The organism is Dyadobacter sp. SG02 (assembly GCF_900109045.1).
In the GTDB taxonomy this organism is placed as follows: Bacteria; Bacteroidota; Bacteroidia; order Cytophagales; family Spirosomataceae; genus Dyadobacter.
In genome coordinates this window covers 548,822-573,003 of the sequence record NZ_FNYL01000001.1, presented here as the reverse complement: position 1 = coordinate 573,003, position 24,182 = coordinate 548,822, and the positions used below count along the sequence as shown (strand labels likewise).

The following is a 24,182-nucleotide window of genomic DNA, read 5'->3' as shown; positions in this document are numbered from 1 at the left end:
CATAATGATCAGATCGTTTGCCGCTTTGTTACTGTTTTTGGGTACGCTGGGCCACAGTGCCAGCGCCCAGGAAGCTTCCATCACCGAATGGAGGAAGGAACGCGACGAGAGAGTCGATCAGCCGCGAAAGGCCGTTGTAAAGGAAAAGGAGGCCGTCGACAGCGGCCTTCCGCGATGGAGTTTTGGCCTGAACGGCGGCTATGCCTACCGGCTATTCCGTGCGGGACGGGTAACCAGCCACGACCAGCAGGAGTATATCAAAGACCTCAAATCCGGCATTGCATTCGGCGGTGATATTGCATACTTCCCTTGGAAACACGTCGGCTTCGGCTTGCGCTATGAAATGTACAAAGCCTCGGCGCGCCTCGACAGCTCGCAAAGTGAAAAAGTGACGATCCAGCACCTGAGCGGCGCATTGATCCATCGCTCCTTCCTGAAAAACGGCAAAACCGCCATTCTCACCTCTCTGCTGCTGGGCTACCAACCTTACGAAAACAAAAGTGTGGTTGGTGCGCAGCCATTCACTTTTTCCGGCAAAACGATGAATTGGGGCATCAGCGTCGGAATCGAGCAACCCATTAGCCCCAAATTCGCAGTCAACCTCACCGGCACTGCCATGATGGGTGCCATCTACCGCCTCCAACGCAAAACCGAATTCAGTACGGAAACACTGCACTTGTCGAAAGACGACAGCGTGGATTTGTCGCGGTTTTCGCTGACGCTGGGGTTGCGGTTTATGTGAACCCAGACACTAAGTCATCCACTACCCAGGATAATTGCATGATTATATTCACGTGATGGCTCGTTAATTTGTGCAAAAGGGTTCATGGCAAACTCGTCGCGTGTGATATGACTTCATTCTTGCTTAGAATTTCCATCCTGCTCAGTATGATCACCACATGGCATGTTACTGCCGCGCAGGTTCAGAAAATGGCTCTCGGCGATCGCATTGTTGTTATGAGTGTGCCGGAAGACAAAAAGGCAGGTGCGGAATGGAAGCGTATTTTAGATTCCCGGAAGGTTCATCCGAATGATTCAACTGCTATTCTAACAAAGCATTTTTCCGCTGCGGAAAAGGATTGGTATGCATTGATAGCGAGTCGCGAAGCTTACTGGGAGCTCATGATCGATTCACTTGCTGTGCCGTTTGATAACTTAGTTATCAACAAAGTAGTGATCCTAGCGGGATTAGGAGGTGTAGATGATGCGTTTACCTTTGGCAAAGAGACGATATGCTTCGATTTGTGCGTGTTGGAGGCCAATTATGGCGACGCCAAATCGGAGGATAATTCCAGTCGGATCGATCGGTTGTTTGCACATGAAATGACCCATTTATTCCATAAGAAGTGCCTGAAAAGTGCTGATCTCGAATTAAGGACTTTCAGGGATAGTATTCTTTGGGAGTGCATTTATGAAGGTTTAGGCACCTATCGCTCACTGTCAAAAAATTGGTTGCCGGAAGGGAATGCTTTACCAGCGGCAACTTCGAAGGCCCTGGCAACGTTGATTCCGGAATTTATCATTAATATCGAAAGCGTGTGCAATGCAGACAGTCTTAATGCGAATCAAAAAGCTGGCATCAGGAGAAGCCTTTCACGAGGAGCAATCTTAAAGAAGTGGGGTGCGTTCCCGGTTGCAATCTGGATAGCGGTCTTCACAAATAATGACGCGGAAAAGTTAAAGACCGTAATCCAATGGGGCATCGATGCACCCATCTTGCTTGCTATCCGGAATACTCAATTCAATAGCACGCAACTGCAAAATCTGATCCAATGTTTGAAAAAGTGAGGGCTGCTCATCTGCTTGAAAGCAAAACTTAATTCAGCATAGTCGCTTCATTTGTCAAAGGGGCTAATGTAGATTTGTCCGAGGCTTTCGCAGACATTGGGGTTCACCATATGCTACGGGAAGAATTGAAAGAGTATTTGCAGTAAGCGACCACAGATATGTCATTCAACAAAAAACAAAAAGTGCTTTTTACCATTCTAGGAGGGTCTCTCTGTTTTCTATTGATAGTCGGCGGATATGTGATTGTAGACCAAGCGGTCACAATTACGTATATGAGAGATGGCTACAACATGATAGAAGATGAATTGGCTGTGATTATTTCGATTTTTAATGACACCGATAGATCTAAAAACAAAATAGAAAAACGCCTGAAATGTTACCCTGCTTTTGAAGGAATGGACTTTTCCGGCGACACTGTTCAGATGTATCAGCACGAACTCATATTCAGCAATGGCACCTTGCTGAAAATAGATACTATCGATTGAGTTTTCGCCAAGGTGCCAGTTGTGAGTATAAGCAAACCGAACACTATCGGTTTTTTTCACAACACATTATAACAAACTAAGGGAAAAATTGGATAAAACAGTCTTTCCTGTGTGGCTGTGCTGAAAAGTTTCCGAAAGGGTAATTTTGGAGCAGGCACTTCACAGTAGTTTACAGCGCTTTTTGCATTATAAAAGTATCTTTACTTACTCAGCTTGAACCTTAATCCTTTCATCATGAAATTGAAACAGTTCTGCATTTGCTTCCTTTTTGCGGCATTTGCAGTGATGGCCGGTGCTCAAAATGCGGCGGCGCAATCTGCTAAAAAAGACAAAAAGCCTCTGGTTGTGTTTGTTACCGGCGACCACGAGTACAGCGGCGAGGAAACGCTGCCGATCGTGGCGGCCGAGCTCGAAAAGAATTACGGCATGCGGACGATCGTCCTCAAAGCCAATCCCGATCACAACAGCGAAAAGAATATTCCCGGCCTCGAAGCATTGAAAGACGCCGATCTGGCGATTTTTTACCTTCGCTGGCGTCAATTGCCCCCGGACCAGCTCGCGCACATCGAAGCATATCTGAAAACCGGCAAGCCGGTGATGGGCTTCCGGACGACCACACACGCATTCAATTTTCCCAAGGGACACAAAAGCGAGAAATGGAATGCTTTCGGCGAGTTTGCGCTGAATGCGCCTCCGGGATGGGGCGGGGCAGCGAAGCATACGCATTATGGCCACAATAGCAGTACAGACGTGACGGTAATTCCCGAGCAGGCCAAAAATCCAATTCTTACTGGTGTAAAAGGCCCGTTCCACGCACGCTCGTGGCTGTACCGCGTGCTGCCCGACTATCCTACCAAAGGCTCTACGTGGTTGCTGATGGGCAAATCGGTGAACCCAGATAAGGAGGCGATCGAAAACCCGGTGGCCTGGACCGGTACCAACTCATTTGGCGGAAAAGTGTTTATGACCACGCTCGGTCATCCCGAGGATTTCAGGCTCGAAGCATTCCAGCGGCTGGTGATCAATGCGATACATTACGAGCTGGGGCTGAAAATCCCGAAAGAATGGAAAGGCAAAATGGATATCCAGGTGCCTTACCGCGAAGCCAAGTAACCTTTACATAACGCTACCTAAAACCCAACCTAAAATCTTTTCAAATGTCTAAACCCAAAAAAATCAGCGTTTATTCATCGCTTATTGCCTTTGGACTGGCGGTCATCGCATTCAGCGCGTTCCAGTTGAATCAGCCTGTGCCGGTCAAAATCGGTAAGGGTACGCACATTTCCCTGATCGGCAACAACCTGGGGTCACGGATGATGAATTACGACAACTTCGAAACGGAGTTGTATATGCGCTACCCCGACGATAACCTCATTATCCGCAACATGTGCGACGGCGGCGACACGCCGGGTTTCCGCCCGCACGCGAGCCGTAACACACCCTGGGCATTCCCGGGAGCCGAGAAATTCCAGACGGAGCTGGCCAATCCTTCTCAAAGCGAAGGCCACCTCGAAACGCCCGACCAATGGCTTACCCGCCTGAAAACCGACGTAATTGTTTCTTTTTTCGGTTATAATGAGTCGTTTGAAGGCAAGGCTGGTCTGGCCAATTACAAGGCCGAGCTCGATGCATTCATTAAATGGACCTTGCAGCAGAAATACAACGGTACTTCCGCACCGCAACTGGTGATCGTTTCGCCGATCGCTTTCGAGGACCTTTCGGCGAAGTTTGATCTTCCGAATGGCAAGAAGGAGAACGAAAACCTGCTTTTGTATACCAAAGCAATGAAGGAAGTTGCGGACCAGAACAAAGTACTGTTCGTGGATGCATTCGCGCCTTCCCAAAAGTGGTATGCCGAAACAAAAGAAGACCTCACGATCGACGGCTCGCAGCTGAATGCGGAAGGGTATAAAAAACTGGGTGTTTTGCTGGCTGATCAAATTTTTGGAAAAGCGGCTTCAAAAGCTAAAAACCGCGGGTTGGTACATGCAGCGGTTGACGAGAAGAACTGGATGTGGCATAACGACATTAAAATCCCGAACGGGGTGCACGTGTATGGCCGTCGTTACAATCCTTTCGGTCCGGACAACTATCCGGCAGAGATCGAGAAGATCCGTCAGCTAACCGATATTCGGGACCAGGCAATCTGGCTGGCTGCGTCGAAAGGCGAGAAAACGGACCTCGCCGCGGCAGATAAAAGTACCCGCACATTGCCGCAAGTCAAAACCAATTTTAATCCTGACAAAAACGGCAGCCTTACTTACCTGTACGGCAACGATGCGTTGGCGAAACTAAAAGTGCCCGATGGCTATAAAATAGAGCTTTTCGCTTCGGAGCAGGAATTCCCCGACCTCGCGAAACCGATGCAAATGTCGTTCGACAACAAAGGCCGCCTGTGGGTTGCAACCATGCCCAGTTACCCGCATTACAAGCCGGGCGATTCTAAGCCGAACGACAAGATCATTATTTTTGAAGACACGAATAACGACGGCAAGGCCGACAAGCAAAGCGTTTTCGCAGATGGCCTGCATTTGCCGCTGGGCTTTGAAATCGCCAAGGAAGGCGTTTACGTTTCTCAGGGTACCAACCTGAAATTGCTGACCGATACGAACGGCGACGGTAAGGCCGATAAAGAAGAAATCCTGCTGAGCGGCTTCGACGACCACGATACGCACCACAACAGCCACGCATTTACAGTGGACCCGTCGGGCGCTATCTATTCCGGAGAGGGCGTGTTCCTGCATACCAATGTAGAGACCTCATATGGCCCTGTGCGTGCAACGAACGGCGGTTTCTACCGTTATGCGCCGCAATTGAAAAAGCTCGAACGCACCGCGCAGCTTTCGATCCCGAACCCGTGGGGTATCGCATTCGACGACTGGGGACAGCCGTTTTTTGCCGAAACATCGAGCCCCGACGTGCGCTGGATGCTGCCGGGCAGCGTTTTGCCACGCTATGGCGAAGCGACACATAAATCGGTGCAGCTCGTGGAGGACAAACATCGCGTGCGTCCTACTTCCGGTTTGGAATTCGTATCGAGCCGCCATTTCCCGGACGATATCCAGGGCGATTTCCTGATCAACAACACCATCGGTTTCCTCGGAACCAAAGAACATACTCTGACGGACGAGGGTACCGGCTACAAAAGTCACCACCGCCAGGACCTCGTGGTGAGCGAGGACCGCAATTTCCGTCCTGTTGACATGGAATTTGCACCAGACGGCTCTTTATACGTGATCGACTGGCACAATATCCTCATCGGCCACATGCAACACAACGCACGTGACCCGTTGCGTGACCACTCGCACGGGCGTATCTACCGCATTACGTACCCGTCGCGCCCGCTCGTGACGCCTGCGAAGGTAGATGGTGCAAGTATCGAAGAGCTGTTGAACAATCTGAAATTGCCCGAATACCGCACCCGTTACCGCACGCGCCGTGAGTTGCGCGGCCGCGATGCTTCACAGGTTTTGGCTAAACTGAATACATGGGTAGCTGGTCTGGACAAAAACGATCCGCGTTACGAGCATCATTTGCTCGAAGGCCTGTGGGTAAGCTGGGGGATGAACAAGGTGGATCAGAAGCTTCTGAAACAGGTATTGAATGCCAAAGATTACCACGCGCGTGCCGCAGCCGTACAGGTAGTGCGCTACACGGGCCACCAGGTGCCCGACCAGGCGAATCTGCTTACGCAGGCTGCACGCGACGAGAACAGCCGCGTACGCCTAATGGCCATTGTGGCAGCCTCGTGGATCGGGAAGGAAAAAGGCTTGCCGGTATTGGCAGAAGCGAAAAAAATGCCGCTCGACGATTGGACAATCCACGCGTTCGAAGCAGCCGAAGCGCATTTGAAAGGAGAGAATGTGAAAAAAGAAAAGCAAACTGTCGCTGCGACAAGTCTGAAAGGCAACGACCTGATCCTGTTCAACCAGGGACGGCAGATTTATGCCAAAGAGGGCTATTGCACTACCTGCCACCAGCCTGATGGCAAAGGTCTGGAAGCATCGGGTTTTCCGCCGCTATCGGGGCCATGGATTACCGGCAGCGACGAACGGTTGATCAAGATTGCATTGAAGGGCTTGCTCGGGCCGATCGAAGTGAATGGGAAGAAATATCCGGGCCAGGTACCCATGACGCCGTTCGCAGGTTTGCTGAAAGACGACGAAGTGGCGGCGGTGCTGACTTACGTCCGGAATTCTTTTGGAAACAAGGGGCCGGCGATATCGCCCGAGAAGGTGAAGCAGGTCCGCGCGGCTACGGAAAGCAAGAAAGATTTTTACTCACCCGAACAGCTTTTGAAAGATCATCCATTGGAAAAGATGTAGGGCTGGTATAATAATTGTAGGCTTAACGGAGAGGGCGGGGATTTTTTCTCCGCTCTCTCTTCGTTTTTATTGCAATTTATTCGTGGCTTTTCGGTTACTAAGAAAAGCAAACTATGTGTACGGATAGCGGCGATAAAGATTTAGATTTGCTTATAACTGATCCGAATCTATCACATAACACACGTTACGGCTTTAACCATGCTTCGATTTTTACCAATTGCAGCCATTAGTACGGTTATCCTGTTATTTTTTCTTTATAATCTCCATTTTTCGGTTGATTTCCCCTATCAGGACGATTTTTTGTTTATTCAATTCCTCGAAGCAATTACTGGTGACGACAGAAGTTTCACCAAAGTAGTTGAGGAAATGTTTCTCACATTTAACGACCACAAAGCAGCGGTACCAAGATTTGTTTCCCTGCTTGATTATAAATTAACGGGCCATTTGCATTTCCGGTTTTACATTGCCCTCGGAACAATTGCCGTAGCTTACATTTGCTATTTTCTTTACGTTAATTTCCGAAAGGCGGGGCTGCCGCTGTATTATTTTATTCCGGTTCCTCTGGTACTATTCCAGCCTATGTATTACGAGGTTTCGAACTGGGCGCTTACGTGTTTGCAACATCCGTTCCTGACCGCTTTTTTGGCGGCGGCCATCCTGCTCGTTTCCCGCGGCACCAAACCCGCTTTCTACGGGGCGATGCTTTGCTGTTTTCTGGCCACTTTCACGCATGGCAACGGGATTCTTACCTTCCCTGCGATTATCTTCTTTTACCTGTGCCACAAAGACTTCCGCAATGCGATACTGACCACCGTTTTCATGTTTGCTTGCTTGGGGATTTACATGGCGGGTTACGAATCGGGGCAGGCGGTGAATCTGCCCAAAAATGGCGTAGTGTTCTTTTCGTCGCTTTTCGGCTTCCTGGGGGCTTCGATGTCCCTTTGGGCGATGCCGGAGCTATTGTCGGCGGTCTGGGGTTTTGCCATTATGGTATGCGTGGTGCTGGTAACGTGGCGGGTGGCGAGCGTTTATTTCAGAAAGCCGTTATCCGTTAAGCCGGGTACGATCGAGTTGCTTTCATTTTTTGCATTCCTTTTTATTTCAAGTACCGTTATTGCGCTTTTTAGGTCGTGGATGGGGACCACGATTGCAAGTCGTTTTCAAATGTACGCCGCACTTTCGACGGCCGTGTTTTACATTTTCCTGCTATTTTACACCGACGTGCTCCGGAAAAAGTGGGTTTATACTGCTGTACTGGGTTTTAGCATATTTTACTGGGCTTATTCGTATTACAAGTTCACGGGGATCGTGGCAGCGAAGAAAACATCGCTGCTTGCCGATGTTTACAATTGGCAAAACAACCGCAGCATGTTTTCGGTGGAAAGATCGATCCAGAACAATGCAAGTTTTTACCTGATTCCGGGATATGAAAAGGGTTTCTTCCGGCTTCCGAAACCGGTTACGGATAAAAAGGAGCTTGATGTGATGTTCGCGGGGAAAAGTCCGGTACAGGACAATGAAATCTACATTGAAGCCTGGAATATCGATCGCGTGGTGCGCGGTGGTGTCGATGAGCTTACCAATTACTTTGTGTCCAGCAACATTTTGCCGCAGCGGAAGCATTTCTGGGACGATCGTTTTCTCGTGATGAAAAATACCGCTACCGATTCGACCTACCTCATTAACGCAAATCCGAAAACAGAGGCGCGTAAAAACATTCTCACCGACGGGCATTACTACAAAACGGGTTTCAATACCTTACTTCGCCAGGACGACCTGGACGCAGGTACTTACGAGCTTGGCATCCTGGATGTTTCGGGAGATGGAAGAAAGACATTCTACCGGCTCGACAAGGCACTCGTCAGCACAGGTAACGGGTACTCGCTGAAATAGCCTGGCGTACCGGTTACTAATCCGTCCGTTATACTGGAGAATTGCCATTGCATAGCGCTCCGCCCGTATTTCCCAACACAGAAATGTCATATTTCGGCGTGCGGCGCGCTCTGGCCCTCATTCGCGCCGAAACGCGTGCCGAATGGCAGGTTTGCGATAGTTTTTGCTAGGTAAAACCATAAAAAATTCGTATCTTTACGTGCTTAAAAAGCCAGATAATGGTTCTTTTTATCCAAGTGTAAAACAAACTATATGTCAAACGAAGCAGTGCTAGAAGTAAACAGCTATTCGGCTGAAAATATCCAGGTTCTTGAAGGTTTAGAGGCCGTTCGTAAACGTCCGGCGATGTATATCGGTGACACTGGCTTCAAAGGCGTTCACCACTTGATTTGGGAGGTTGTTGACAACTCCATTGATGAGGCGATGGCAGGTTACTGCGATACCATCAATGTTACGATAGAAAAAAATAATTCCATAACCGTTAAAGACAACGGTCGCGGTATACCCACCGGAATGCACCCCAAAGAGAATAAATCCGCTTTGGAGGTTGTACTCACCGTGCTCCACGCCGGTGGTAAATTCGACAAAGATACTTATAAGGTTTCCGGTGGTTTGCACGGTGTGGGGGTATCCTGCGTGAACGCGCTATCCATCCACTTGCGTGCGGAAGTACACCGCGAAGGAAAGATATTCGAGCAGGAGTTCAGCGAAGGCAAGCCGCTTTACGCAACCCGCGTAATCGGTGACTCGGACAAAACAGGGACGATCATCCACTTCCTGCCCGACGCGACCATCTTCTCGGTGACGGAATTTAAATACGAAACAGTTGCTACCCGTCTCCGTGAATTGTCGTATCTGAATAAAGGCATCCGCATTACGCTGGAAGACAGGCGTGAGGAAGATGAGGATGGTAAATTCCGCGGCGAAGATTTCTATTCAGAAGTAGGTCTGAACGAATTCGTGACTTACCTGGATGCTACCCGCCAGCCTTTGATCCCCGAGCCGATCCACATGGAAAGCGACAAGGGCGCTATCCCGGTGGAAGTGGCGATGATGTACAACACATCGTACAGTGAGAATGTATTCTCGTACGTGAACAACATCAACACCATTGAAGGTGGTACCCACGTTTCCGGTTTCCGTGCAGCATTGACGCGTACTTTGAAAAACTACGCTGAAAAGTCTGGTATCCTGGCCAAAGAAAAAGTGGAGATCAGCGGGGACGACTTCCGTGAAGGGCTCACCGCAGTGATCTCGATCAAAGTTCAGGAGCCGCAATTCGAAGGTCAGACCAAAACCAAACTCGGTAACGGTGAAGTAACTGGTGCCGTGAGCCAGGTGGTGGCCGAAATGCTCGACACTTACCTCGACGAACATCCGAAAGAAGCCCGCGTGATCATCGACAAGGTGATTCTTGCCGCCAAAGCCCGTATCGCAGCGAAAAAAGCACGCGAAATGGTGCAGCGCAAGAATATCCTTACCGGTACAGGTCTGCCAGGCAAGCTTTCCGACTGTTCCGAAACCGATCCGAACGTTTGCGAACTATACCTCGTCGAAGGGGACTCTGCGGGTGGAACTGCCAAGCAAGGCCGTAACCGTGCATACCAGGCGATCCTTCCGTTGCGCGGTAAGATCCTGAACGTGGAGAAAGCGCAGGAATACAAGATCTACGAAAATGAAGAGATCAAAAACATGTTCACCGCGATGGGCGTGCAGATCGGTAAGGACGGCGACGAACGTGCATTGAACATCGACAAGCTGCGTTACCACAAGATCGTCATCATGACCGATGCGGATATCGACGGTAGCCACATCCGTACGCTGATCCTGACGTTCTTCTTCCGCTATATGAAGATCCTGATCGACAACGGTTATATCTACATTGCCCAGCCGCCATTGTACCTCGTGAAAAAAGGCAAGGAAGAGCGCTACTGCTGGACCGAGCAACAACGCGAAGAAGCGGTCCGCGAGATCGCTGCTGGTAAAGAAGACTCGGTGAACGTTCAGCGTTACAAAGGTCTTGGTGAAATGAATGCAGAGCAACTCTGGCAGACAACGATGAACCCGGAGCACAGAAGTTTGAAACAGGTATCTGTGGAATCTGCTGCCGAGGCCGATCACCTGTTCTCGATGCTGATGGGCGACGAAGTAGCCCCTCGCCGCGATTTCATCGAGAAAAATGCCAAATACGCCCGCGTCGACGTGTAGTCATTAGCTCAAACCACAATATGGGAACGGATGGCTGTGAAACACGGTCATCCGTTTCTTTTTGGAACGAAAATTTAACAGAAACTTCATCGGCCCGAAAACAATAGATTGTTTAGATTCGTTGAATTTTTATGGCCATCCTGATACACCTTTTTAATAGCATAACGTTATGTCTGGCTCATCCGACAATATATATAGCAATGAAAAACGAAGTAAGCTGACTAATTTGTTCGCATTGTTCAAAAGTCCGAAAGAACCGGCGGCGGCAGAGGATGCCAAGGCGGTCAGTTCATCGGAAAAGGCCAATACCCAGATGCAGCAAAGCGACCTGATCAGCAGGGACCTGAGTTGGATGAAATTCAACGACCGCGTGCTCGACCAGGCGACCAATGAAGACCGAAACCTGTTCGACCGTCTGAAATTCCTGGCCATTACCTCATCCAATCTCGACGAATTCTTCACGATCCGCGTAGGAAGCCTTTATAACTATCTCGATTTCGGCAAGGAACGCCTCGATTATTCGGGTTTGCGTGAAATACCTTTCCGTAAGGTATTGATGAAGGAAGTGCACGATTTTGTGCGCCGACAGAACGAATGCTATAACAACCAGCTGGTGCCGCTTTTCGCAAGTCGCGGATTTCGCATTATCGGGATGGACGAAATTACCGGCGAAGAGCATATTGCGGTGGAAGAATACTTCGATCGTACGGTTTATCCGATGCTGACGCCCATGCTCTTCGATTATACACACGCATTTCCCGTATTGCTCGCGAAAGTGCTCATCCTGGGCGTGATCACGCAGGTGAAGGGTACTACTTCGGAGGAAGACAGAAAACTTTCATTTGTACAGCTTCCCCCAAACCTGCCGCGTTTCTATGTGATAGAACGGGAGGAGGAATTGCTGTTTTTGCCTATCGAGAACATCGCCAAGGCGCATATTAATAAGTTATACAGAAATGTCGATATCGTATCGGCGAACCTGTTCCGCATCAGCCGTAACGGTGATTTTACCCTGGAAGAAAGCGACGATATTGAAGCAGATTTTATCGACGAAATCAAGCAGAAAATCAAAAGCCGCCGTTTGGGAAGGGTAGTGCAGGTTTCGATCGAGCCCGATGTGAATCCGGATTTGCTCAACCTGATCAAAAAGCGCTGGGAAATCGACGACCACAATGTGTTCATGATCGACGGTCTGATCGATTATACGGCACTTTGGGGCATTATCAAACACCCCGAATTCAAAGATCAGATCCCGCCGACCCGCCCGCCGGTGCCGCCACTAGGCCTGGAACGCGAGCGCATTCCCGATATTTTCGAGGTAATGCGGGAAAGGGATATTCTTTTGCACCATCCCTATAACAACTTCGAACCGGTATTGCAGCTGCTGGAACAGGCGGCGGAAGATCCGAAAGTATTGTCCATTAAACTGACCATTTACCGCCTCGCAAAAAACTCGCGCGTGACGGAAGCGCTCCTGCACGCGGCCGAGAATGGCAAGCACGTAGCGGTACTGTTCGAGGTGAAGGCGCGCTTTGATGAGGAGAACAATATCAAGGAAGCGCAACGTCTGCAAAAAGCCGGTTGTTTCGTGATCTATGGCATTGGTTTACTCAAAACGCACACCAAGCTGTTGCTGATCGTCCGCAACGAGGGTAACCGGGTATTGCGTTACGCGCATTTATCGAGTGGTAACTATAACGAGGATACTTCCCGGTTATACACTGATACCGGCCTTTTGACCTCCAATGAAGAGTATACCCACGATATTTCGGAGTTCTTCAACGTCATTACCGGACATTCGATCCCATCCGAATACCAAAACCTGATCACGGCCCCGCGCTACATGCGTGCGAAGCTGATCGAGCTCATCCAGCAGGAAGCGGAGAATGCGAAGGCGGGTTTGAAAAGTGGTATTTGTATTAAAATAAACTCCCTCGAAGACCGCGACACGATTTATGAGCTGTACAAGGCTTCCGAGGCAGGTGTGCCGATTAAACTGATTGTACGCGGCATGTGCTGTTTGCGGCCGCAGCGTACCGGATTGAGTGAAAATATCACCGTTCGTTCGCTGGTAGGAGACTTTTTGGAACACTCACGGATATTCTACTTCCACCAGAACGGCAACCCGCTGGTGTACGGCGGTAGTGCCGATGCCATGGTGCGCAGTTTCGATAAGCGTATCGAGTCGCTCTTCAAGCTCGTGGACCCGCGTGTGCGGCAGGAGGCGATCCACATTTTGTATTACAGCTTGCAGGATAATGTGAATGCCTACGAATTGCAGGAGGATGGTAATTATGTCAAATGCGAGATCGAGGAAGGCAGCGAGCCACTGAATGTACACCAGGCATTCTATGACGTTACGCTGGACCAGGTAATGGCTACGCATTTGTTTGAGGAGGAAGACATTAAGGCAGAAGAAAAGACGCAGGAAAAAAGCGCTACCCCCGAATCTGACGATGCAAATGCCGAGATAGCGCCACAAACCGAAGCCGGCCAGTAAGTTCTATTCTTTAAAAAACACACGCTTGACGCGGTCGCCGATACCCGTCAGGATCTCATAGGGGATGGTGTTGATGGTTTTCGCGAGTTCCGTAATGGGGACTTCCTTTCCGAAAACGATCACTTCATCCCCTTCTTCTATTTGCGCGCGCGTAACGTCGATCATCGTCATATCCATGCAGATATTGCCGATAGTAGGGCATAATGTGCCATTTACCCACACCTTACCCACACCATTTCCGAGGCCGCGGTCGTAGCCATCCGCATAGCCGATCGCCAGCGTCGCAATCGCTGCATCGTGATCGACGACGCCTTTGCGGCTGTATCCCACCGTTTCACCGGATGTGAGGTATTTGACCTGCGAAACAATGGTTTTCAACGTGCCGACCGATTGCAACGAACGCTGATCCTGTCCGGTTGCTTCTACGCCGTACAAGCCAATACCCAGCCGCACCATATCGAGGCGGTATTCCGGGAAGCGTACAATCCCGGCGGAATTGAGGATATGTTTAATGGTTTTGTATCCCAATGTCTGCTCAATCAGCTCCGCACCTTCCATGAACTGCGCATATTGCTTTCTGGAAAATTCATTATGCACACCTTCATCGGCTCCTACCAAATGGGAGAATATGCTTGCCACTTTCAATGCCGGGTTTTGGCGAAGCTGGGCTATCAGCCATTCGTAATCGTCCTTTACAAAGCCGAGCCGGTGCATGCCCGTATCGAGTTTCAAATGCACCGACGGCGTGTTGGCCGGTTCGTTTTTCCTCGAAATGTATTCGACCCAGTCGGTGAGGATGCGGCGGCTGTAAATTTCGGGTTCCAGCTTGTATTGCCACAGCAGGTCAAAGGTCGGTAAGGTCGCATTCATCACCATAACAGGCAGGGTAATGCCGCTTTGGCGGAGCATAACGCCCTCGTCGGTATAGGCTACGCCAAGGTAATCGACGCGGTGGTATTGCAGCAATGCGGCAACCTCGGAGCTGCCGCTGCCGTAGGCGAATGCCTTCACCATCGCCATGATTTTCGTTCCCTGTCCGGCCCTTGCGCGGTAGTAGTTCAGGTTGTGAACCAATGCGTCGAGGTTGATTTCGAGCACGGTACCATGTGCTTTCTGCTGAATGCGATGCACGATTTTCTCAAAGGAAAACGGCCGCGCGCCCTTCACGAGCACGAGCGTGTCCGCGAGCGTGTGAAAGGCAAATGTTTTGAGGAAAGTATCGGTATCGTCGTAAAACTCCTGCTCGGGAATATCGAAGAGCGAAGCCTGGCTGCTGATCTCTTTTCCGATGCCGATGAGCCGGTCAATGCTTTTTTCGCTCAGTAGGCGGGCAACCATTTTATATAATTCGGTCGGCGTCTGGCCGGTTTGGAGCACGTCTGAAAGGATCACGGTCTTGCGGTTCCTTTGCTCCTGTTGCGCCAGGAAGTTGAGTGCCATCGAAAGCCCCTGCAAATCGTTATTATAGGCGTCGTCGATAATATAGGAATGGTTAATGCCCTCTTTGAGCTCCAAACGCATGGAAACCGGTTTGAGGAGCAGCACCCTTTCCTGGATAACGGCCGGTTCCAGCCCGAAATCGAGCAGGAAAACAATGCAATGCGTGAGATTTTCGAGCGAAGCGTCATCCCGGAAACCGGTTTCGAAAGTATGGTTGCCCAGCTTTCCGGTGAGGGAAATCACGGTTTTGTCTTTTTGCGGGGTATAGGTCACCTGCACGTGCGAGCCGGAATAGTTACTGCCCCAGCTCAGCGTTTCGAGGAACGCATTCACGGGTTTCAGGATCAGGCTGATCTCTTCGTCAATTTCGTGGTAATCTTTCCGGTAAATGAGTTTTTTGACCTTCGTGAAAAGGCGCAGCTTTTCGGTGATCTTCTGTTTGCGGCTTCTGAAACCGTCGTCATGTGCCGGGCCGATATTGGTAAAAATGCCTATGGTCGGTTGCATGACAGGCTGCAAATACTCCATCTCGTGCGCTTTGGAAATACCCGCCTCGAAAATCGCCAGCGAATGTTCCTGGCTCAGGTTCCACACTGAAAGCGGCACGCCGATCTGGGAATTGTAGCTTTTGGGGCTCGCCACAATGCTCCGGCCGGGCGAGAGGAGCTGCACGAGCCATTCTTTGACGATCGTTTTACCATTACTTCCCGCAATGCCTACCACCGGAATGTCGAACTGCTTTCTTTTGGAAGCCACCAGTTGCTGCAATGCACGGATGCTCGAAGCTACTACCCATATTTGCGCGTCGTCCCACGCCGCCGCGGTTTCACGGAGCTCGCCGGTAAATGCGGCTTCTTCCACCACAAACTCCCGCACGCCCGCCGAGTACAATTCGGGCAGGAAGCGGTGGCCGTCGTGGCGCTCGCCTTTGATGGCAAAAAAGATACTCTGGCCGGGGAAAGAAACCTGGCGGCTGTCGGTCAGGATGTATTGGGCTTGTGTGGTTACAATGGGGGATGTATTGACGGTAAGACTCATTCCAATGCTCGTTAATCAAAGCACAAAGGTATCAATCTACATCCATTTTTTAGTTTTGAAATAAAATATCATCCCTATCGTAACTGCGACCATCAGCCCCCATACATAGTAGTAACCGTAGGGCTCTTTCAGCTCTGGCATAAACTCGAAATTCATCCCGTAAACGCCCACTATAAACGTCAGTGGCATGAAAACGGCCGAGAAGATCGTCAGCGTTTTCATGACCTGGTTCATGCGGTTGCTGATCGTCGATAAATGTACGTCGACCAAACTCGCCACGAGTTCTCGGTACGAATCGATGGTGTCGAGCACCTGCATAACGTGGTCGTAAAGGTCACGGTAATAGGGGATTACTTCTTTGCTGACCTGCATATTGTCCTCGCGGATCATCTGGTTCACCATATCGCGCAGCGGCCAGATCTGCCTCCGGGCTAATGTCAGTTCGCGTTTCAATGCATACATATCTTTGAGTGAAAGCTCCGCTACGCCCCGGATCACCTGGTCTTCGGTGGCATCGAGGGCATCGCCTAGTTTTTCCAGCACGATGAAATAGTTGTCCACCACGACGTCCATCAATGCAAAAAGCAGGTAATCGGGCCCGTTGCGGCGGGTTTTGCCGACGGAGGCTTCGAGACGGTTTTCAACCGACGTGAAAATGTCGGAAGTAAGCTCTTCCTGGAAAGACAGCACATAGTTTTTGCCCAATACAAAACTCACATGTTCGGAAGAAATGCTGATGGGCGATTCCGAATCGACATGGAGCATTTTCAGGGTCAAAAACAAATGCCCGGTGTCGTACAATTCGAGCTTCGGCTTGTGCTCGGTATTCACGACGTCTTCCAGCAGCAGCGGGTGTAAATGGTAGAATTTACCCAGCTTTTCGATCAGCGGCATTTCGTGGATGCCGTCCACATTGAGCCAGGTAATGAAGTTCTGCCCGTCGCTATCCGGCCGGCATTCGTCGAGTGATTTTACATCCTCGTCCTTATAAGAATGCTCATTGTAGCGAATGCGGCGGATTTTGGTTTTCAGGCCAACGTCCGGACCAATATAAGTAAGCGTGCCCGGCGAAGTGAGCAGGCCACGCTTACGGTACTTTTTGGATTTTCTGCCGCCGTTCCGCGTGGTACCGCCGGAGGGCTTATTGCTTTCTGTCCCGTTCAAACTTTGTCGCTATTTGAGGTGAAACACCAGCAAAGGTACGTGCGTATCCACAACGAGCTTACGCGTAATGCTGGGATTGATCAGATATTCTTCGATGAACGACCGCTCGCGCGTGGACATGATCAGCAGGTCGGCTTCCACTTCGTCGCAATAGCCCTCGATGCCGTCGAGTACATGTTTTGCTTCCCGGATGACAATCTGGCCCTCGCGGATCGTGAAATGGGACTTGATATCAGTAATATACTGGTTATCCGGTTGAATATCCGGTTGCGTATCCGAGTTGATTTTCAATAAGGTAAGGTCGGCACCGAGGTGGTTCATCAGCACAAACACCTCGCGGAGGATATTGTTTTCTTCGTATTCAAACTGCGTTGCATATACCACTTTCTTGAATTTCGTAGGCTCGGTTTGAGGTGGTACTACCAGCACGGGGCACGGCGAATTGAGCGCGATTTGCGTTGCGGAGCTCCCGATCAGCTTGTCGAGGAAGCCTCCGGTGCCGGTCCGTCCGATCACGATCATATCCGGTACATGGTCGTCGATCGCCTCTTCAATGGCCGATTGTACGCTGCCGAGCGCCCATATCGCCTTCGCATTGTAGCCTTCGGCAGTCAGGCTGGCCGCGTATTCGTCGAGCCGTTTATGAAATTCGTCTTCCAGCTCTGTGGTCATCGTCAGAAAATCGGCGCCGCCGATGCCGGGCATCACATTACCGGGTGTCACATTTACGTCGGCTATATAAGGTTGGTATGCGTGGAGGATCAGCAGTTCCGTCACGTCTTTTTCGGCGATCAGTTTGGCGGCGGCCAATGCGCGCTCGGCGTTTTCTGAAAAATCGATCGCAATCAGGATACTTCTCATGATAGGTTGAGTTATGTTTTGGGTATGGATTGTCCTAACATATCGATTTTACGAACCGGAATCAAGGACTTTGGTCATTTTTGGTACCGGATGGAATCCCCGATGGTATCCCGGATGGAAATCCTCTACGGGATCTGCATGAAGCATAGGCAGCATTTCCGTCCGGTTAGGAAAAGATTTAATGTCGGGCTAATATTGGACGTTTCAAATTTTGTGCCAAATTGTATCGAAATCCACTGCCCATAACCCGATCTTCCATGATAGCATCCGGCGGTCGATGGTCGATGGTCGGGCCGCAGGCCCCCCTCATTCAATTTTGCATTCGTCCAATAGCCTTGCCGTTTTGTAGTAAACGATTGGTTATTTTACTTTTTCTCTTCTGTTTAGTACAAACATTCACTCTAATTGTTCAAGACATAAATTAAATTCTGTGTTTTGGATATATTGCATTGGTTGTGTTGACAATCATTAATTTGATTTTTTATAAGTTTACCATTACAAACTAATTAAGCATACCAACTTCCCTGTATGAAGAGCAAAATTACCATTATCAATATCGTGCTGGTTACCATTGCCGCGATAGCCTCCGTTTTAAGTGCTTACGACATCCTGCCTTTATCTGATAGTGTGCTCATTGGCCTCCGCTGGCTGGCGCTGGCAAGCCTGGTCGTGTATGCGATCCTGAAAAGGAACCTCACCACTTCGATCCTCATCTCGATGCTCGTAGGAACGGAGATCGGCTATGATTTTCCGAAGATGGGCACCGAGCTGCACTTTCTGCGGCAGATATTCCTTCAAATGATCAAAACCGTGATCGCGCCGCTGCTTTTCGCGACGCTCGTAACCGGTATCGCCGGGCATTCCGACCTGAAACAGGTGGGCCGCATGGGCTGGAAATCGTTGTTGTATTTCGAAGTCGTTACCACATTCGCATTGATCATCGGGCTGGTGTTTGCCAACTGGTTCAAGCCGGGCGTCGGTATCGTACCGCCTGAAAGCCTGAATGCGACCCTGCCGAAAGTAAACCAGCAAACCTGGCAGGAGATCGTACTGCATTCTTTTCCCGAGAATGTCGCCAAATCTATTTATCACGGCGAGGTGTTGCAAATCGTCGTTTTTAGTGTGCTTTTCGGGATAAGCCTTGCATTGTTGCCTTCGGCGAAAAAGGAGAAATTCGTACACGGCGTGGAGCTTTTGGCCGAGGTAATGTTCAAATTCACCAAAATCATTATGTACTTCGCACCCATCGGGGTGGGAGCGGCCATTGCCGAAACGGTAGGCCACATGGGCATCGATGTTTTGAAAAACCTTGCATTACTGCTCGCTACATTATATTGTGCGCTGATCGTCTTCATCCTCATCGTGTTCGTGCCGGTGGCGCTGATCGCGAGAATCCCCGTCATTAAGTTTGCGAAAGTCATTTTCGAGCCGGTTTCCATTGCGTTTGCCACCACGAGCTCTGAATCCGCATTGCCCAAAGCGATGGAAAAAATGGAGAAGTTCGGCGTTCCACGGCAAATTGTATCGTTCGTTATGCCAACGGGTTATAGTTTTAATCTCGATGGTTCTACATTATACCTCGCGCTTGCCACCGTGTTCGTCGCGCAGGCGACCGGCACCGAAATGTCGATCGGGCAACAGTTTACAATGGTATTGCTCTTAATGCTTACCAGCAAAGGCGTTGCCGGTATCCCCCGGGCGACTTTGGTGATATTGTTGGGCGCGATCGCTAACTTTGGCATGCCCGAATGGCCTGTATTACTGATCATGGGGATCGACGAACTGATGGATATGGCCCGTACATCGGTGAATGTGACCGGTAACTGTCTGGCAACAGCCGTTGTTGCCCGTTGGGAAGGCGAACTCGATGATGAGAAAATGCACAATTCGGACAAGGTTGTGGAAGAACCCGCGGCCGCCGAAGTTTAATAGTCATTTTGAGAGTAAATTTTTATGTTGACCCTTTACGGAATCCCAAACTGCGATACCATTAAAAAAGCCCGCACCTGGCTCGATAAAAATAAGGTGCCTTACCAGTTTTACGATTACAGAAAAGACGGCATCAGCCCGGACAAGGTAAGCAGCTGGTTCAGCGAATTTCCGTGGGACAAAGTTTTAAATAAAGCTTCCACGACCTGGAAAGAGCTCAGCGAAGAAGAAAAGGCAAAGGTAACCGATGCGAAATCGGCGGCAGAGCTTCTGTCGTCTAACCCGACGGCCATCAAGCGCCCCGTAATTGAAGACGAAAACGGGAAAGCGCTGACGCTGGGTTACAACGAAAAAATCTACGAAGAAACTTACCTTAAATAGGTTTCACACAAACGATCACGACTTTCGTCTGATCGGCAAGGGTGGTGGCGAACAGGTATTGGTCGCCACCATCTTTCAACTTCCACTTTTTCCTTAACTCTTCGGGCTTCGCCGGAAAGTTACGGGTGGTAATGTTCGCTTTTCCATCGGATATGTACTGCGAAATCTCGCGGATGTCGGGTTTGCAGACGGCCGCAATCTTGAAACTGCGGCCCGGAAAATCTTCAACATAATCTTCCGAAGTATACAGCTGGCTGTGCATCGCCAGTTTCTGCACATTGTATCTCGCGCAAAGTGTTTTGAATGCACCCGCTTTCAGCACGGCGGCGTGCGGTTCATATAAGTAATCCAAAGGTTTGGCATAGCTAACCAATGCATTCCGCTCTTCTTCACGATCGAAATCGAGCTGGTGAATGGGCCGTCCGGCCGCGTCGATGATGCGGATTTTGATTTTAAACTCCTGCTCCTGCATTTCGCGGTCAAGAACGAAGAGTAGCTCCTTGCATTCCTGCTCGTAGCCCATCACGTGAACTTCTTTCAGTTTTTGGAGCTCTCTGGAAGCGAGATCAATATCGAGCAGGGGAGAGGTTTTGATTAAAATATGGGGGGCAGCATGGAAGAGTAATGCTGCATTTCCGGCTACATCGGGTGTACAATCGGCGAGGCGGACCACTTTTTCTTTATTGGCATCGCGGCGGGCGGGGTCGGCGTAGAGCCAGTCGGCGGTGAGGCCTTCCTGCAACGCATGCATCGACTCGCCCGCGTGTACATGTATGTATGACGCGCCCAGCTGCGCGAAGTTGTAAGCGGCGGCCAGGGCTACTTCGGGTTGTTGTTCAAAATAATGGGTTTCGGCGAAGCTGCGGCCCATGTAGTAGCAATCGATCCCCATGCCGCCCGTAATGTCGATCAGCGTTTTTCCGGAAACAATCCCGGCTTTGTAACGCGCGGTGGCTTCCGACGAGCATTGTTCCACCGATAACGCAGGCGGGAATATCAGGGTTTCATTGGCCGACCATTCCGGTAGCTTTTTCAGCGCCTTCTGCCGCGACTGGATCTGTGCCGCAAGCTTCTTTACATCCAGTCCTTTGAACTTCCCGGCTTTCAGGATCAGTTCGCCGGGATTGGCATACAAATGCGTGCGGATGAATGCGATCTCCTCCTCCGTCAGCCCCTCGTGCGCATCGCCGTTTGTTGCCATTTCCTGCCCTTTGCTCATTTGTTCAATTAGTTCGAAGCCCGAAAGTACATCTTTTTAACTAGCAGAGACAATACCGGGGCTTTACGGACAGAATTTGAAATATTATTAGAATGATAATAATTGGCGATCATTTGCTATCGGTTGATTATCAGTAAAATGGCCTGCAAGTGTCTGGAATACAGTTTCTGTGCAAGTAGGACTAACCAAATGAAAATTATAACTTCACAGCCAAATCCTAAATTTCCTGTTAAAACCTTTATTTATCATGAGAATTAAGACCCTTGAAGAGTACAAGGTTGCTTACCAACAAAGTGTAGACGATCCCGAAGGTTTCTGGGCGGAAGTGGCCCAACAATTTCAATGGCGTAAACCGTGGAAGAAAGTGCTTAGCTGGGACTTTCAGGAAGCGCGTACCAAATGGTTCGAAGGCGGCGTGATGAACATCACCGAGAATGCCCTCGACCGTCACCTTGCCGAACGCGGCGATCAGCCTGCAATCATCTGGGAACCCAATAATCCCGACGACCAGGCAGTGACGCTTACTTACCATGTTTTGTTTGAACAAGTATGCCGCTTCGCGAATGTGCTCAAAAAGCACGGCGTGAAAAAGGGCGACCGCATTTGTATATACCTGCCGATGGTGCCCGAACTGGCAATTGCCGTGCTCGCATGTGCACGCATTGGCGCAGTGCATTCGGTGGTATTCGGTGGTTTTTCCGCCAAATCCATCGCCGACCGCATCAACGACGCCGAATGTTCGATGGTGATCACTTCGGACGGCGCATTCCGCGGCTCAAAAGTAATCCCGATGAAGGATACCGTGGACGAGGCATTGGTACAATGCTCGACTGTGCAAAAAGTGATTGTGCTCACACGCACCCGCACACCGGTACACATGCTCAAAGGCCGCGACCTTTGGTGGGAAGACGAGGTGAAGCAAGTAAACTCCGTATGCCCCGCCGAGCCGATGGATGCGGAGGATATGCTTTTCATCCTCTACACATCAGGTTCGACCGGCAAACCCAAAGGTGTCGTGCACACCTGCGGCGGCTACATGATTTACGCTACCTATACATTTGCGAACGTGTTCCAGTATGAGCCTGGCGAGGTGCATTTCTGTACGGCCGACATCGGTTGGATCACGGGCCACAGCTACATAGTGTACGGTCCGCTTTGCTACGGCGCTACTTCCGTCGTATTCGAAGGCGTTCCTACCTATCCGGATGCAAGCCGTTTCTGGAAAATAGTTGAAAGACATAAGGTGAATATCCTTTACACAGCGCCGACAGCCATTCGCTCGCTGATGGGCTTTGGTCTGGATTATGTGAAGGGGCACGATTTCTCTTCATTGAAAAAGCTGGGTTCGGTAGGGGAGCCGATCAACGAGGAAGCATGGCATTGGTACAAAACCCATATCGGCGGCGATCACTGCCCGCTGGTGGATACCTGGTGGCAGACCGAAAACGGCGGTATCATGATCTCACCGCTGGCGGGTATTACACCGGAAAAACCGACATTCGCCACATTGCCATTGCCGGGTATTCAGCCGGTACTGGTGGACGAAAGCGGCCAGGAGATTGAAGGAAACGGCGTGAGCGGTAACCTTTGTATCAAATTCCCCTGGCCGGGCATTATCCGCACTACCTACGGCGACCACGAGCGCTGCCGCCAGACCTACTTCTCGACTTATCCCGGAAAATATTTCACCGGCGACGGATGCTTGCGCGACGAGGACGGCTACTACCGCATTACCGGCCGCGTGGACGACGTGCTGAACGTTTCGGGCCACCGCATCGGTACCGCGGAGGTGGAGAATGCGATCAATATGCACCTCGGCGTGGTGGAATCGGCGGTAGTAGGTTACCCGCACGATATTAAAGGCCAGGGTATTTATGCGTACGTGATCACCGAGCACACGCCGGAGGACCCCGAGATGTTCCGTAAAGACATTTCCGCTACCGTTTCCCGCATTATCGGCCCGATTGCGAAGCCCGACAAGGTTCAGTTCGTGTCTGGCTTGCCCAAAACACGTTCAGGCAAGATCATGCGCCGGATTCTGAGAAAAATTTCGGAAGGAGATGTGAGTAATTTGGGTGATACCTCGACGTTGCTCGATCCGGCCGTTGTGGAGGAGATCAAGGCAGGGAAGTTGTAAGATTTTATAGATTGAATATAAGTCAAAAGGCCCCGATCGGGGCCTTTTGTATTTTCTCTGAACGAGAAATCTATTTGATTTTAACCGAACTCACTTTATCCGCGGCGCAGCCACAACCTTTGGCACATCCGCCGCTGTTACGCCGGTCGAATGCTTTCCAGATCCGCCAGCCCATATAGCCTGCCGCGACGAGGAATAATGCCCAAATGATGATTTGCTGCTCCATGACCTGTTAACGGCTTTTTACTGCCAATTGTTCCGCTGCGCCAGCCTGAATGCGTGTTGGTAATGGTGCTCGCTGTGCCACGCGTAATTGGCAATCACTTCATCGAGGCGGAATGACTTTTGAGAACCCGGGTGGAAATAGGTACGTGCCAGATCATTTTCATCGAGTGAATTCAACAACAGTACCCAGCGTAAATGCACATAGCGGATCAGTTGCAGCGAAAGCTCTACCTGTGCCGTTTTGGCATCCGGCAATTCTGCCCACAAATGCTCCTCGTAAGGTTTGATGGTAGGATTATCCTCCGTCATCGCCAGCCTGCAACGGGTATAGGCATTGATATGGCTGTCGGCCACGTGGTGGATCAGTTGGCGTACCGTCCAGCCGTCCGGGCGATAAGGAGTGTCCAGCTTATGATCATCCCAGCTGCCCAGTAAATTGATGAATTTGGAAGGCAATGCGCTGATAATCTGAATATTGGTTTTGATTTCGGCAGGGGAATAGCTATTCCGGGCTTCGAATTCGCCGATCGGATATTGGAGGTTGTAAAGGTCCATGGTGAGATTTTAATGAGTGAATGTGTGAATGACT

The 24,182-nt window shown here is 50.2% G+C and carries 17 protein-coding genes; 11 read left to right on the top strand and 6 right to left on the bottom strand.

What is annotated here, in order from left to right; all coding sequences use genetic code 11:
• Positions 1-4: 4 nt before the first annotated feature.
• The 8 genes from BMW93_RS02485 to ppk1 all read left to right on the top strand — a co-directional run bounded on the left by BMW93_RS02485 (position 5) and on the right by ppk1 (position 13,199).
• Positions 5-742, top strand: coding sequence for a hypothetical protein (locus tag BMW93_RS02485; protein ID WP_090373594.1), 738 nt, complete (start codon positions 5-7; stop codon positions 740-742).
• Positions 743-849: 107 nt separating this feature from the next.
• Entirely contained in the window at positions 850-1,788 is a 939-nt protein-coding gene (locus BMW93_RS02480) for a hypothetical protein (protein WP_090373593.1), read from the top strand.
• Between the two features lie 158 nt (positions 1,789-1,946).
• Positions 1,947-2,273 (top strand): hypothetical protein, encoded by a 327-nt coding sequence (locus BMW93_RS02475; RefSeq protein WP_090373592.1) that lies wholly within the window; start codon positions 1,947-1,949, stop codon positions 2,271-2,273.
• Positions 2,274-2,507: 234 nt separating this feature from the next.
• Positions 2,508-3,386 (top strand): ThuA domain-containing protein, encoded by an 879-nt coding sequence (locus tag BMW93_RS02470; RefSeq protein ID WP_090373871.1) that lies wholly within the window; start codon positions 2,508-2,510, stop codon positions 3,384-3,386.
• A gap of 44 nt (positions 3,387-3,430) precedes the next feature.
• Positions 3,431-6,598 carry a PVC-type heme-binding CxxCH protein gene (locus tag BMW93_RS02465; RefSeq protein ID WP_090373591.1) on the top strand — a complete coding sequence of 1,056 codons (3,168 nt, stop codon included), beginning with the start codon at positions 3,431-3,433 and terminating at the stop codon, positions 6,596-6,598.
• 366 nt (positions 6,599-6,964) lie between these two features.
• A complete protein-coding gene (locus BMW93_RS02460; protein ID WP_229240147.1) occupies positions 6,965-8,491 on the top strand; it encodes a hypothetical protein in 1,527 nt (508 codons plus the stop codon).
• A gap of 252 nt (positions 8,492-8,743) precedes the next feature.
• On the top strand, positions 8,744-10,699 hold the full coding sequence (gyrB, locus tag BMW93_RS02455) for a DNA topoisomerase (ATP-hydrolyzing) subunit B (protein WP_090373589.1): 1,956 nt from the start codon (positions 8,744-8,746) through the stop codon (positions 10,697-10,699).
• A gap of 169 nt (positions 10,700-10,868) precedes the next feature.
• Positions 10,869-13,199, top strand: a complete 2,331-nt coding sequence (gene ppk1 / locus BMW93_RS02450; RefSeq protein ID WP_090373588.1) for a polyphosphate kinase 1 — start codon at positions 10,869-10,871, stop codon at positions 13,197-13,199.
• Between the two features lie 3 nt (positions 13,200-13,202).
• On the opposite strand, the gene BMW93_RS02445 is transcribed toward ppk1, so the two are convergent.
• Genes BMW93_RS02445 through BMW93_RS02435 form a run of 3 tightly spaced genes read right to left on the bottom strand, consistent with a single transcriptional unit; the run spans position 13,203 to position 17,702 of the window.
• On the bottom strand, positions 13,203-15,677 hold the full coding sequence (locus BMW93_RS02445) for a bifunctional UDP-N-acetylmuramoyl-tripeptide:D-alanyl-D-alanine ligase/alanine racemase (protein WP_090373587.1): 2,475 nt from the start codon (positions 15,675-15,677) through the stop codon (positions 13,203-13,205).
• 36 nt (positions 15,678-15,713) lie between these two features.
• A complete protein-coding gene (corA, locus tag BMW93_RS02440) occupies positions 15,714-16,841 on the bottom strand; it encodes a magnesium/cobalt transporter CorA (protein WP_090373586.1) in 1,128 nt (375 codons plus the stop codon).
• Between the two features lie 9 nt (positions 16,842-16,850).
• Entirely contained in the window at positions 16,851-17,702 is an 852-nt protein-coding gene (locus tag BMW93_RS02435) for a universal stress protein (RefSeq protein WP_090373585.1), read from the bottom strand.
• Positions 17,703-18,230: 528 nt separating this feature from the next.
• Between BMW93_RS02435 and BMW93_RS02430 the strand changes: the two genes are divergently transcribed.
• Positions 18,231-19,631: a dicarboxylate/amino acid:cation symporter gene (locus BMW93_RS02430; protein WP_090373584.1), complete on the top strand. Its 1,401-nt coding sequence runs from the start codon at positions 18,231-18,233 to the stop codon at positions 19,629-19,631.
• 24 nt (positions 19,632-19,655) lie between these two features.
• Positions 19,656-20,012: an ArsC family reductase gene (locus tag BMW93_RS02425; RefSeq protein WP_090373583.1), complete on the top strand. Its 357-nt coding sequence runs from the start codon at positions 19,656-19,658 to the stop codon at positions 20,010-20,012.
• On the opposite strand, the gene BMW93_RS02420 is transcribed toward BMW93_RS02425, so the two are convergent.
• Positions 20,005-21,231 (bottom strand): THUMP-like domain-containing protein, encoded by a 1,227-nt coding sequence (locus BMW93_RS02420; protein ID WP_090373582.1) that lies wholly within the window; start codon positions 21,229-21,231, stop codon positions 20,005-20,007. The genes BMW93_RS02425 and BMW93_RS02420 overlap by 8 nt on opposite strands.
• 247 nt (positions 21,232-21,478) lie before the next feature.
• Here BMW93_RS02420 and acs point away from each other — a divergent pair, with 247 nt between their 5' ends.
• On the top strand, positions 21,479-23,368 hold the full coding sequence (gene acs / locus BMW93_RS02415; RefSeq protein WP_090373581.1) for an acetate--CoA ligase: 1,890 nt from the start codon (positions 21,479-21,481) through the stop codon (positions 23,366-23,368).
• A 70-nt stretch (positions 23,369-23,438) separates the two neighbouring features.
• On the opposite strand, the gene BMW93_RS02410 is transcribed toward acs, so the two are convergent.
• Together BMW93_RS02410 and BMW93_RS02405 are read right to left on the bottom strand one after the other, a co-directional pair.
• Positions 23,439-23,594 carry a FeoB-associated Cys-rich membrane protein gene (locus tag BMW93_RS02410; RefSeq protein WP_090373580.1) on the bottom strand — a complete coding sequence of 52 codons (156 nt, stop codon included), beginning with the start codon at positions 23,592-23,594 and terminating at the stop codon, positions 23,439-23,441.
• Between the two features lie 17 nt (positions 23,595-23,611).
• A complete protein-coding gene (locus BMW93_RS02405) occupies positions 23,612-24,148 on the bottom strand; it encodes a YfiT family bacillithiol transferase (protein WP_090373579.1) in 537 nt (178 codons plus the stop codon).
• Positions 24,149-24,182: the final 34 nt, after the last annotated feature.